This is a genomic window from Stieleria magnilauensis (assembly GCA_007753675.1).
Classification (GTDB): Bacteria; Planctomycetota; Planctomycetia; order Pirellulales; family Pirellulaceae; genus Stieleria; species Stieleria magnilauensis.
The window spans coordinates 4,410,335-4,423,371 of sequence record CP036432.1 but is presented as its reverse complement, the minus strand read 5'-3'; the positions used below and the strand labels follow the sequence as shown (position 1 = coordinate 4,423,371).

The 13,037-nt window shown below is 59.8% G+C and carries 8 protein-coding genes; 3 read left to right on the top strand and 5 right to left on the bottom strand.

The features are described 5' to 3' along the window. Positions 1–5: 5 nt before the first annotated feature. Positions 6–614, bottom strand: a complete 609-nt coding sequence (locus TBK1r_RS15690) for an RNA polymerase sigma factor (protein WP_145212390.1) — start codon at positions 612–614, stop codon at positions 6–8. Between the two features lie 107 nt (positions 615–721). Here TBK1r_RS15690 and TBK1r_RS15685 point away from each other — a divergent pair, with 107 nt between their 5' ends. Continuing rightward, the gene (locus tag TBK1r_RS15685; RefSeq protein WP_419581387.1) at positions 722–3,865 is read left to right on the top strand and encodes a protein kinase domain-containing protein; all 3,144 of its coding nucleotides are present in this window, start codon (positions 722–724) and stop codon (positions 3,863–3,865) included. An 11-nt stretch (positions 3,866–3,876) separates the two neighbouring features. Here TBK1r_RS15685 and TBK1r_RS15680 read toward each other — a convergent pair whose 3' ends face one another. From TBK1r_RS15680 to TBK1r_RS15670, 3 genes are read right to left on the bottom strand one after another with little or no spacing between them, the layout of a single operon-like run. Next, complete coding sequence (locus TBK1r_RS15680; RefSeq protein WP_145212385.1) at positions 3,877–6,336, bottom strand: CehA/McbA family metallohydrolase; 2,460 nt, start codon at positions 6,334–6,336, stop codon at positions 3,877–3,879. A gap of 14 nt (positions 6,337–6,350) precedes the next feature. Continuing rightward, positions 6,351–8,873, bottom strand: a complete 2,523-nt coding sequence (locus TBK1r_RS15675) for a CehA/McbA family metallohydrolase domain-containing protein (protein ID WP_145212382.1) — start codon at positions 8,871–8,873, stop codon at positions 6,351–6,353. Positions 8,874–8,920: 47 nt separating this feature from the next. Then, positions 8,921–9,802 carry a DMT family transporter gene (locus tag TBK1r_RS15670; protein WP_145212379.1) on the bottom strand — a complete coding sequence of 294 codons (882 nt, stop codon included), beginning with the start codon at positions 9,800–9,802 and terminating at the stop codon, positions 8,921–8,923. Positions 9,803–9,938: 136 nt separating this feature from the next. On the opposite strand from TBK1r_RS15670, the gene cmk reads away from it, so the two are divergent. Then, complete coding sequence (cmk, locus tag TBK1r_RS15665) at positions 9,939–10,595, top strand: (d)CMP kinase (protein WP_145212376.1); 657 nt, start codon at positions 9,939–9,941, stop codon at positions 10,593–10,595. Between the two features lie 92 nt (positions 10,596–10,687). Here the strand turns inward: cmk and TBK1r_RS15660 are convergent, their stop codons facing one another. Next, complete coding sequence (locus TBK1r_RS15660) at positions 10,688–11,536, bottom strand: class I SAM-dependent methyltransferase (protein ID WP_145212373.1); 849 nt, start codon at positions 11,534–11,536, stop codon at positions 10,688–10,690. Between the two features lie 178 nt (positions 11,537–11,714). Here TBK1r_RS15660 and gap point away from each other — a divergent pair, with 178 nt between their 5' ends. After that, a complete protein-coding gene (gene gap / locus TBK1r_RS15655; RefSeq protein WP_145212370.1) occupies positions 11,715–12,710 on the top strand; it encodes a type I glyceraldehyde-3-phosphate dehydrogenase in 996 nt (331 codons plus the stop codon). Positions 12,711–13,037: the final 327 nt, after the last annotated feature.

The window sequence follows — 13,037 nt, the reverse complement described above, 5'->3', positions numbered from 1 at the left end:
GACGCTTAACTCACGTCGCCGAGATGTTGGCGGAGCCGTCGGAGGATGCGGCTGCGTGTTTGCCGAACCGTCGCCGGAGTGATGCCAAACTCTTCGGCGACGGTTGCCGACGGGATCTCGTCGATGACCGCTCGCTCAAAGATTCGCCACGTCTTGTCTGCGAACTCGTGGCGGATCTGTTTTAATCCCCTGCCGAGTAGTTCATCGAGTTGATCGTCACCGGTCGGCTCTTCGTCGGGGATGGCAATCGGATCAGGGATGTCGCTCAGCGTCCGAAACGCCGTGCTTCCTCCATCGGCTCGGACGTGTCGCGCGTCGGCGCGGTGACGGTCCTTTGCCTTGTTGGACGTGATCGTCCACAACCACCCCCGGAATGAACCGCCGGGGTGCTTCGTTTCGAATTCTCCGATCGATCGCGCCACCGCGGCAAAAACCTCTTGCGTGCAATCGGCCGCGGCATGGGGATCCAGCCCACAGCGGCCGCACCAATGTGCGATCAATGGGCCGTATAGATCCACCAGTTCGCTCCAGGCCAGCGGGTCACGATCACGGGCGCGACCGAGCAGGCTGGTTCGTGTGGCGTGTGAATCGGCGTTTTGAGAAACCACTGTCACACCCGGATCGTTCTAGGAAATAGCGGACCAATTGCGTGCATCAGTCTAAATGATGTTAGCATCGAATTGTCACACACTCCACCAACGGCTGTCACCCCATCATGATCATGGCCAAGACCGACGCTTGTTTGAAAGCCAGCACGCTGCGCGATTACCTGGGCGGCTCCGTGGACGAACTCCAATCCGCCGCGATCGAATCGCATCTGGCGGTTTGTCAATCGTGCGATGAAACGCTCGCATCGCTGGAGGGTGAAGGCGACACGATTGTGCGGCGGCTTCGCGCCGGATCGGGGGCAACCGGCGAATCGAATCCGCTGGATCCCGTCGTGCAGAATGCCTTGGAGTCTTCGCGGATGCTCATCGGCGCAGACCAATCCAACCACTTCAACGCCGCGAACGGCATGATGGCACCGGGCAAGCGGATCGGGCCCTACGAGTTGCTGCGGCCGATCGGCCGCGGCGGCATGGGAACCGTTTACTTGGCACGTCATCGAGACCTCGGAAAACAGGTGGCGATCAAGGTGCTGCCGGCTGCGCCCACCGGTAACGACCAACGATTGGAGCGTTTCTTGCGTGAGATCCGCGCGGCCGGAAGTTTGGAACACGCATCGATCGTCAACGCGACCGATGCGGGGCAGCACGACGGCGTTCACTACTTGGCGATGGAATACATCGACGGATTGGATCTCAGCCAGGTCGCCCGTGCGGTGAAACTCTCCGTCGCCGACGCGTGCGAAGTCGTGCGTCAGGCCGCGCTCGGGTTGGCACACGCCCACGCCGAAGGCGTCGTGCATCGCGACATCAAACCTTCAAATTTAATGTTGCGCCGCGATGGGGAATTGAAGATTCTGGATTTCGGGCTCGCACAGGTAAGCCGCTGGGACGGCGAGTTGGCCGAATTGACGACGGTCGGTCAGCTGATGGGAACGTTGGATTACATGTCACCCGAACAAGCCGAGCAGCCGACCGCGGTCGACTATCGGGCTGATCTGTATTCACTCGGTGCGACGTTGTTCCGTCTGCTGGTCGGCCGAGCGCCGCTCGCAGCCGCCCCCGATCTGTCACCCTTGGCAAAACTGCGATTGCTGGCCAACCATCGGCCGCCCCGGCTGGATACGTTGCGTGATGATTTACCGCCCGAGTTGGTCGAGTTGACCGCCAGTCTGCTGTCTGCCGCCGACCAGCGGCCGGCCAGTGCGTCGCACGTGGCCGAGGCGTTGTCACAGTTTTGCGTCGGATGCGATCTGGCCGCGCTGGTCCACGACGCATCGAACGAAATGCCGCGTGAGTCGATTCCCGAGCCTCCCACCGGCCCGGCGACCTGGACGTTGTCCGCGGCTGATCAACAGCCCCCGCCGCGTCGTCGCTGGTGGATCGCCGTCGCTGCGCTGCCGCTGTTCTTGATTGCGGGGATTGCAATCATCCTAAAGACCAACGAGGGGCAACTGGTGATCGAATCGGAAGTCGATGAGGTCTCAGTCCGTCTAATCCAAGACGGTGAACCGGCCGCGCAACTTAACGTCGAACCCGGGGTGAATACGACGCGTTTGCGATCAGGTGCCTACCAGGTGGTCTTGGGGGCGGGCAGCGATCAAGTGACGATCGACAAGGGAACGATTGTGATTCGTCGCGGCGAAACCACGATCGCGCGGATCCGCGAATCAAAGGATTTACAATTGGCGGCCGTCGCTGCACAACCTGGCCCGAGTGATTTCATCGCCGCGTTGAAGGACCGCTCGCCGATCCCCGCATCGGACCAAACCTTGCGGCCGGGACAACGATTGAAGCTGACTTCATCGGCTGCCAACGAGCTTGAAATGGAGTTGACGGTGATGGCCGACGCGACGATCAAGCCACCTTTGCTGGGGGTCGTCTCGGTGCGCGACCAGACGCTGCAACAGGTCGAAACGAAACTGAACCAGGCATACAAGAAATGGTACGCCGAACCCGCGGTCGAGCTGTTCATGTATTTCGACGCGCCGCGAACCGGCAGCCCCGTCGGTTTGCCGGGACCGCCCCACCTTCCACTCGGAACGCCGGCCAGAGCGAACAGCAAACCCATCGCCGAAAAAGTCCCCGTTTTTGAAGGTCAAACGCTGCAGCAATGGTTGAACATTATCGAGACCGAACGTGAGGAGGCTCGGTTGAAAGCGGCCATGCAAGCCGTGTTGGCGTTGGCGACACCCGACGATGCGGCAGCAGTGATCGACATCGTGATCTCCAATCATGAACGAATTTCCAAGGTCGATGTCGCCCGCGCGTTGGGGATCGTGGTCGCCGAGGATGAATTGGCAACGTTTCTGATCGAACAGCTTGAACGTGGCGATCCGCGGTGGGCTGCGAAAATGATCGACGCGAGTCGGATCGCAAGCGACGACATCGAAACGCACGAAGCGATTTGCCGCTGGATTCTGCAGAGTGTGCTGGTCCCTGACGGTCATGTTCAGCTGGTCAACGAGGCACGTGATTACTGCGTGGCGATCGCCTTTGATCCCAACTACGACGCAACGTTGCGGAAACAACTGCGTGACCGTCTGCGGGAAGTGACACTCTCGGATGATCCCCTGATCTCGCCGATGTTTTGGTTGGGCAATTGGGTCTGGGAAACGGAAGGCGGTTGGACCGGCGAACTGATCTTCGACCTCTGCAAACAATTGATTGCCGACGATGAAACAGAACCGGTTGATTTGTCCGCCGCACTAGCGGTCCTGCGGCTGAAACAGGACAAACATCTTGAATTTGCGTCGCGCGTCAGTGGTGATAAATCGTTGACCGAGGCAATCGTCAAACGATTTGAAGAAACGAACCGCCTGGAATGGAGCAATGCGTATCCGCCACTCGGCGATCCCTACTTCAACGGGCACACCCCCGGTCAATTCGCGGTGCGCAATTATCCGGAGAGCTGGGTCTCACACATCAGTGTCAGCACGACGCGTGATTTCCGGCACTCCGATCCGATCGTGGAATTATTGCGATTGGTGCGGCCATTGCGATTGGCCAAAACACTCGCGCCGCAATTGGAACGGCTGCAGAAAGAAACGGCGGACGGTTACAACGCGGTGCAACAACTCTTCAAGCAGAGCGACCTGAACGCGGTTTCAGTCGATTGGGAATCGATGACGCCCGCACAAGTCCGTTGGAAGCGGAGCAAAGCGGAATCCAACGAACTCACGACGGATGACCTACCCACTCGCCAAGACTGGTTCGATGCGTATGTCCACATCCACGCCAGCGATTTGCTCAGTCAGTAGTCATGCATGCCTTACAACGCCGTTTCGGCGGCGATCTTTCGGTAGGTTTCGATCGCCCGGTCGTACGTCGCTCTCGCTTCGGGGCGTTCATCTTCGGCGATGAATCGCTCGCGGTTTTTCCATAGCAAGTGAATCGTCTCCTCGCACCAACGGGCACTGGCGCGGGACGCCCGAATCGGCTTGCCGGCTACGATCACGTTGACGGGGTTGGTGTGCAGTTGCGGAAACTGACGCAGCGCCACCCAACTGCTCTGTTCGATGGGGACGCGGAAATACAGGTCGTGAACCTGGCCATCGCCAGGAATTTCACGTGAATCGACGACGTTGCCGTTGACGATGATCTCCACCATACGGTTCCCGCCTCGCTGGATTCCGGACTCTCGCGGCGCGTGCAACAGTCGCGTGTCTCCGACGACCCGGCGTCCGCCCGAAGGCATGATTCCGCCGTACGCGACCGCATTGGGCTGTTCGGCCGCGAACGCGACTTTGGCTTCGATCGACACCGACGCGGGGACGTCCAGTGTTACATCGTTGTTGCCCGGCGTCTGACCATCGACGGAGAACTGCAACGCGTGTGCAAATCCATCGGACACATAAGACTGGCCTCGTCGCAACCCTTCGCACCAGCTGTCAAAATTAAAGTTCTGGGGATCGCCCAATTGAACATACACCCGCCCTTGACCGACTCGCCGGCTGCTCATGCAGGGGAAATCGGTTTCGCCACTCAGTTTCAATGGGAACCCGCAATTGAGCAGGTGATACCAGGTGTTCCATTCCGGGATGCGTTCGGTGTCCATCGCGCTGATGAAATCGCAAACGCCCTCGGCCGTGCTGACGCAGATTTCCATCGCGCCGGCGCCGTTCATTTCCGGTACGCACCAATTGGGGATCTCATCAGCCGCCGCGTCGATCGTTTGGGCGAGTTCGCTCAAGTCCAGCTTTCCATTGCCGTCGATGTCCGTTTTGGGAAACGGTTTTGGCAGCAGCGCGTCTGACGTTTCCGCACGGCTCAGGAACTGGTCCTGATCACGATCGTAGCGCCGGATCATCCGCTGGGCCGCGGCGCCGGGATTGACGTGCATCGCCGAGTGCGGGTAGCCGGTCACGCCGCCTTGCTGTTTAGCCCAACGCATGACGGGAACCGTCCACGTCGGCCAGCCCTTCTCCTTGGTGCCGCCGGATCCGGGATAGGTCTGGTCGTCTAGCCGCAACAGGCAGACGTGTCCGAGCGCCGCCGAGCCGAAGCCGCTGATTTCCAAGTCATACTTCAGGATCGTCGTCGGCTCACTGACCGTGTCGGCGATCGGTGAAAAGTAACGGCGTTGGTACTCAAAGCACGGCCCCCAAGTGAGCACGCAACCGACGTTCAATCCTTCACCCTTGACCTGGGCGAACATGTCGCGGGGCGTCACGCCTTGGGTCGGGTTGTCGTAATGCGAACACCCCGCTCCATGGATGTGGTGGTCGCCGCAATAAAACCCGAACGCCATCGGGTTGACCCAGCGCTGAAGTTGCAACGACAGTTCATCGACGGTTGGATCCTGCAACGCAACGGTTGTCGTGACGTTCTTGTACTCCGGGCCTCGGTTGTAGGTCACTTCCAATTCAACGCTGGGTAGCAAAACGGTCTCGCCGTCGCCGCGATAGATCTGTGGCTGGAAGAAAAAATCGGGGGCGAGCCGTTTCATTTGGGGCGGATACACATGCCCCAGTTTGTCGCGAAACGTCAATCGCGCGGTCGTCGGCGCGCCGTCAATATCTTTGATCCGCAGCGTCAGCGGTTGGGCCGGCCGGACGTCAAACAAGACGGGCAACTCACCGCGGAACCCGATGTCTTGGGTGCCGGCCCCGACGTCAAACCCGATCGTCGCTTCGCGTTGACCGCGTTCGCTGCAATAGATCATCGCCAACGCGTACTCGACTTCCAGACCGCTCAGCTGCGCTGACATCGGTTGGGCGTTGTACATTTCCAGTTCCAGGAAACGATCGGTGGCGCGATCGGTGTTTTCGTTTTCTTTGAGTTCGGTTTGCGCCTGACGCTTCAAGATCGCTTCCGCCGCACCGGCATAAACCGGTCCGGCTTGGGGACTCATGATGCGTAGCGAACGGGTCACCGTGCTGTTGTTGAGCACCTTGACGATGTGACAGGTGTAACCGGCTTGCTGCAGTTTCGCCGGCGCCGGCCCACGTGCAACCTTGACACGCACCTCCGGATTCAACGAGACGACGAACAGCACGTGGTCGTCGAGGATTTCTTGCAGCGCCGCAGCATCACGCTGTTTCGCGGCCGCCCGAAGTGAACGGGCGATCTCGTCATCGAGCGGCTGTCCCAGGTATTCCAGTGCCTCGATCAAACGCGTGATGTTGGCGCCCAGGGGTTGCCCGTCGACGGGCACCGTGGGCACGGAGTCTGCCGCGAACGAGGTGACCGCAACGATCGCCAGACACAGCGCAATCATGGTCGCTTTCATGTGATTCCACCTGATTAGGGTTGATCGGCCAAACGCTTGAGTTCGCTTTGGATCTCGTCGCCTTCGTAAAACCACAATCCGCCGCTGACGGTGACCGTCTGGTCGGGTTCACAGTCGGGAAAGATCGGATCGGAGTGGATGCAGGGCACCGGCGGGTTGGTCCAGACGCGGTGGTTCGGTTGCCACGCCGTGATGATCCAGCGGTTTGAGTCTTCGGCACCGATTGCGACGAAGGGCGGTGCCGTCACGCTCTCAAGTTGCTCCTGTGCGTTGAACCCGACGGCACCCTTGAGCATCACACAGACTTGGACGCGCAATCCCGTCAATTTTTCCTGGGTACCGTTGGTCAGTTTTAATTCCATCTTGGCTGCACCGGCTTGTTCGGTCACATGACTTTCGATCAAGATCCCACCGGGCAGCTTTCGCTGGACGTTCAGCGTGTCGCCCTCGCGTGACCATTCCAAGCGTGGCAGATCGATGTCTTGCTCGGTCCAGATCGTCGGGATGTGCTCGTGTGCCAGATAGGTCAGCCCCAGATTCGAGAACACCGCTTCGGGCACATCGACGACCACGTAGCCTCCGTCGGCCCAGGGGGTGAACACGCTGACCTTCGTTTCACGTTGCGGCCGAATCGCTCCGTCGAGAAACCCGATCCGCGGATGTCGGCCACCGGGATAGGGCAAGATGCGGAATCCGGATTGGGGCCGTTCGTCGGCGCGCCGCTGCATCGCGGTGATGACGTCTGCGGTTGACAGTCCGGTCGCCCGCCTGACTTCATCGACGTCAAAGCGGTGATCGAGGATCATGTTGTCCAGCCAGCGTTCGAGTGGTTGTCCTTCGGATTGTCTCGCCTCGGCCGCCACGTCGGCCGTATCGTCGTGCAGGTCCAGAGATTGGTAGAACGCCAGCGCTCGCTCGTATTCTTGCATCGCGGCATCGGGAACGATGCCCCGACTGCGACGCATTTCGTTTTCGACCCGAGAGATCAGGTAACGTTTCTCATGGGCCATCGGGCGAACGGGGGCATCGCCGATCTCGACGTACCAGGGTGCCGAGTGGACGAATCGCGACTGCCCGTCCTCGCGGGGTTCCCAAAACCGGACCGCAAACCATCCCGATCGTTTCGGCAAGACGTCGATGGAAAACGCCGATCGAAAGGCTCCATCGGACGTGACTTGGTTTTGCGGTCGAAGCAGTGTTTCTGGGCGACCGTTGATCAGCAGTTCCCCGTAGGACAACTTGGTCTGCGAGAGAATGTCGATCGCGAGAGGCATCGTTTGTGGTTCGCTAAATCGGAAAACGTGTCCGGGATCTTGTCCCGCGGCGTGGGCGTACAGCATCGGCCCCGTCGTGACGAACGACCGCCCCGCCTTCAATCCCCGCATCCAGCTTTCGAACTCAAATCCGTCGGGCTGGTGCACGTAAACGCGACCGAACCCCGCCGGAACCGGATGGACTCCGTTGGCGGTTCCGGCTGAGGGTGGCATGCGAAAACCACAATTCAGCAGCGTGTAGTACATACCCAAGGTGTAGTCGATCCACTGACGATGCCCGCCTTCGCTGGCACCGTGAGGAGGCTGCATGTACGCGGGTGCGGGTGTGTTCCATTTCCGAAAGGCGAATTCGGTTCGCCAAACGTGGTTGTTGGACAATTCGTACAACGCATCGGGAACGATCGTCGGCAACACCATCGCGAACGGCCAATCCAATTTGTCCATGTCGAACAACACGCCCGGGTCGCTGGACCGGACCGATTCGACGACCGGTCGCCATGGGGGCACGCCTGTTTCCAGCCCGTTTCGATGTCCGAGCACGAACAACGCACCGAGGGTGTGTCGCTGTCCGGCGACGGTGAAGATTTCGTATTCGGTATTGCGCGGCCAAATCACATGCGTCGGATCGACGACGACTAACCCATCGGGGATGTCCGTCAGGTTTTTGTTTCCTGCACGCGGTGCCTGGTCGGCGATCGTCACCCAGTTCGTCAGCGGCAATGCGACATTCAAGTCTTCCGCGACGATCACATTCTTCAGTTCATCGATCGTGCGGTGCAGGTGCGTGTCCCCGGAATACCAACCGCGGGATTGAGGATTGTTCCAACGTTTCAAACGCACCGTCAGATCAAGGTCGTCCGCTCCGACGGTCAACGTCTGTCGATGTGGAAAGTACGTCTTGCCACGCTGGACGATCAAGCGGTACTCGCCTTCGGGCACCGTCGCCGAGCAGCGGTGTGCCGAGACGGTCGTGTGGTATTCGACGGATTGCTTGTTGATCCAGTTCTGTTTTTCGTATCGCACCGCCGAACCGGTCGGGGCATCGGACCGAAAATAGAACGGGGTGCCGTCGGTCGATTGCAGGTACAACCGCGCGGCCAGGGGCGCGCCCGTGTCGGAATCGACGACCGTCAGCTGGATCGTCCGGTCCTCCGCAACGCAGCGTCCTGTCGCGACGGCCGAGACCGTGACGAGGAAGGCGACCCACAACAGCCAGGTCGGTCGCCGTCGGGGCTTAAGGAGCATGTCGGCGGGATCAAACATCGACGTACCTACAGGAGTTCATCGGGCGGGCGATCTATTCTATCGGATCACTCCGCCCCGGGCGTGCGTTTGGTTTTCATCAGCCAGGGCTGGACGATCACCGCCGCCAGGATCACCAGCGTGCCGGCGTAAAAACGACTACCCAGCAGTTCGTGATCGCCAAAGAACAACGCCCCCAGCGAGATGCCGTAGACGGGTTCCAGGTTGTTGGCAAAGTTGATCGTGAACACGGAAAGTCGATCCAGCAGTTCGACGTAGATCTGGTAGGCCAGGACCGTGCCGGCCAGCACGAGTATCGCCAGCCAGAGCCATTCCAGGGCCGTCGGCCAGTAGCGGTCCGAATCAAGCGGGAACCCCACGGCGTCGGCCGTGACCAGCGCCAATCCGCAGAACACGCCGGCGCCGGCCATTTCGTACATGACAACGGATTGCGGATGGACTTTGCCCGCAAACAGTCCGTTGATGATCGAGAACAACGTGGCCACGACCGCGCCGACCAACGCCACCAACAGTCCGTAGTGAAATCGCGTCTCGCTACGGTAGATCCAATAAACCGCCGCAATCACGACACAGCCCAACAGCAGGTTCCCCCACTGAAAACGAACCTTTCGAATCAGAATCGGTTCCAGCAGCGCCGTCCAAAACGATGTGGTGGCCATGCCGATCATGCAAATCGAAACGTTTGCGACTTTGACCGCCAGGAAGAACAAAATCCAATGTGCACCGACCAGCATGCCGTTGGCGATCAAGGCCACGGCGAGTGGTTTGGAAACCGCCGCGCGGCGCGGCAGGAGGGCGAACAGGATCGCGGCCGCGGCGGCGCTGCGGTACAGCACGACTTGGGTCGCACTCAATTCGATCAGCTTTCCCAACACCGCGGTGAAGCCCCAGATCAAGACGACGAAGTGGAGCTTCAGGTAGTCGCGCACGAATCAAAACGACAGGTGTGGGGGGCGAGGAGCCTGATCGTTGTGGGGATTCGAAGTTCCTCCCAATTGCACAACGTGGGTCGCGCCATCACCATAGGCGGTGATCTTACTTCGTCAATTACAGGATGTTTTTCCGTTGATCGTCACCATTGATGGCCCCGCCGGTGCCGGCAAAAGCAGTATCGCGCACCAAGTTGCGGCACAACTGGCCTTCGAATTTCTGGACACCGGCGCGCTCTATCGAGCGGCAACGCTGGCCGCGATCCGCGCCCAAATCGATTTGCAAGACGCCGAACGACTGTCCGAATTCGTCGCTACCCTCAATCTGTCGTGGCAGGATCGCACCGTCCGGCTCGACGGGGAAGATGTTTCGGAATTGATTCGCACCCCGGAGGTCACCCAGTCAATTCGCTACTTGGCCGACGTCCCCGCCGTCCGCACGCAATTGTCACAGATCCAACGGGACATTGCCGAGGGACGCGACATCGTCACCGAGGGACGCGATCAAGGCGCCGAAGTGTTTCCACATGCCGAGTGCAAAGTCTTCTTGACGGCATCGCCGGTCGAACGCGCCAAACGACGGATGCGGCAATTGGCCGATTCGGGACGCTATGTTTCGCTGGAAGACGTCTTGGCGGCGCAAAACCAACGTGACCTGGAAGACCGGATGCGCGACGTCGGACGACTTCGCGCCGCCGAAGATGCCGTGGTCGTCAACACCGACGGCATGCTGCCCGAAGAAGTGCTGCAGCAGATCGTGTCGCTGGTCCGATCCCGGATCGAGTCGCGGTAGAGGTAGGAAGATTTTGGAGGTAGGAAGATTTTGGGAAATTTTCTTAACTCCAAAATTTTCCTACCCCACCGACATCCGCCGCCTGCCCCTCTTTATCGCGTGCACACCAAGAACAGCCCGCTCGCATCCCAAGCCGACCTCGCCAGATCGCTGCCGTCGAGTCCCACTCGGTCGATCCGCTCGACCGTCCAGCCGGCCGTTTTTAATTCCGATTTGATTTCGCGTTCACTGAAGCGGTGCATGAACATCTTGTCGAGCCCGCGGTAGGCATAGGTCGCGTCGCCGAATTCCGCGTCACTTCGAAAGGAATGGATCCAACTGCGCAACAGCCGCCGCATTCCGCCTGCTTCACGCAAGGCCGCCCAGCGTCGGTGAACATGAAGGATCAGGCAGCCGCCGGGGCGAACGGCGCGTGCGATATGGCACAGAAAGCGAACGCGATTGGCTCGGCCCTGAATCATGCCGATCGTGCTGAACATGCAGATCGCGTGATCGGCGATGGAGTCGGCGATCGCATCAAGCTGTACCAAATTGGCACGCATCGGCAGGATCGTTCCGGCCGCGCGCCGATGTTCCGCTGCCTGATCACCGTGACGCTCCACCAGGGTTTCTAGCATGGATTGACTGAGGTCGACGGCCAGGACGTCGTAGCCGAGTTGACGGACGGGATCGGCCAAGCGACCGGTGCCGGCTCCCAGATCAAGGATCACGGGGCGGGAATCCTCGGATTCTGCGGCACGTTCTGTCGCCCGATCGGCGGAAACGGCGGCAAGCGTTTCCAAGACGTAGCGTCGATCGAGTTCACAGAGCGGGGTGTCCGCCACAAAGTCGTCGTAGTGGCGTGCGATCGTCCGCTGATGGACGTATTGCCAAGTCCCGGCGGCGACGCCGGGCGGTCGCAGCCAGTCCGGGGGACGGGGGGAATGCGGGGGCTGGTTCAAAACGGATTTGTCTTCCTATAATCCCGGCGTCATGATCAGCGCCACGACTGCAGCTCATCGCAGCGATTCGCAGCTTCTCCAAGCGAGTGAGAATGGGCTCCCGCTGACTCATCGAACCTTTATCCGATGCCGGCCAGCGAATTGGCTGAGTCTACCCCAATGAGGAGAAAAACGAACAGTGGCTATCAAAGTAGGAATTAATGGTTTTGGTCGAATCGGACGATTGGTCTTTCGCGCTTCCATCGGCCGAGACGACATCGAAGTGGTCGGCATCAACGACTTGCTCGACACCGATTACTTGGCTTACATGCTGAAGTACGATTCCGTGCACGGCCCCTTCAAGGGCGAAGTCGCGGTGGACGGCAGCAATTTGATCGTCAACGGCAAGACCGTCCGTGCGACGTCGGAAACCGACCCCAGCAAACTGGCTTGGGGCGACATCGGCGTGGACGTCGTGGTCGAGTCGACGGGGATCTTCTTGACCGCCGAAGGCGCCCAAGGGCACATCGATGCCGGCGCCAAGAAAGTCGTCATGTCGGCTCCCTCCAAAGACGACACACGGATGTTCGTGATGGGCGTCAATGATGACTCCTACAACGGTGAAACGTTTGTCTCCAACGCCTCGTGCACGACCAACTGCTTGGCACCGATCGCCAAGGTCTTGAACGACAACTACGGAATCAAACGCGGTTTGATGACCACCGTGCACGCGGCCACCGCGACGCAAAAGACCGTCGATGGTCCTTCCAAGAAGGATTGGCGGGGCGGACGTGGGATCTTGGAAAACATCATCCCGTCCAGCACCGGTGCGGCCAAAGCGGTCGGCAAGGTGATCCCGGAACTCAACGGCAAACTGACCGGCATGGCGTTCCGCGTTCCCACCTCGGACGTGTCCGTCGTCGACCTGACCGTCGAACTGGAAAAGGGTGCCAGCTACGAAGAAATCTGCGCCAAGATGAAAGAAACTGCCGAAGGCAGCATGAAGGGCATCCTCGGCTACACCGACGACAAAGTCGTCTCGACCGATTTCCGTGGCGAAGCCCGCACCTCGGTCTTCGACGCCGGTGCCGGAATCCAATTGGATGACACCTTCGTCAAAGTCGTCTCCTGGTACGACAACGAATGGGGTTACTCCAACAAGGTCCTGGACCTGGTCGCCAAGATCTCGGGCTGAGTTCAGCCGCCGACGCGGTGACGATCCGCCGCCGCGTTTGAAGCACGAACCACAAAACAGGCTCGCTGGAAACAGCGGGCCTGTTTTTTTGTTGGGTGGATCTGCACCCGGTAGGTCATGATCGACAAACAGGATGGATAAGTCGCATACGACTTCGATGTCCGATTGGTCTCCTGTGTCCCATGGAGGGCAAGGCCCTTTCCCGCGGCGGTTGGGGCCAGCGAATTGGATTGGCATTGACAGCCGTTGGCGTTACCGTTTTGGTTGGGCGTGGCGAAGTCGGTTTGCCGAACACGCCTGAAGCCGAATGCATCCATCCTGGCCCCC

Coding starts and splice junctions, on each gene's coding strand:
- TBK1r_RS15685 (WP_419581387.1), top strand. CDS start 722: ATGGCCAAGACCGACGCTTGTTTGAAAGCCAGCACGCTGCGCGATTAC.
- TBK1r_RS15680 (WP_145212385.1), bottom strand. CDS start 6,336: ATGAAAGCGACCATGATTGCGCTGTGTCTGGCGATCGTTGCGGTCACC.
- TBK1r_RS15675 (WP_145212382.1), bottom strand. CDS start 8,873: ATGTTTGATCCCGCCGACATGCTCCTTAAGCCCCGACGGCGACCGACC.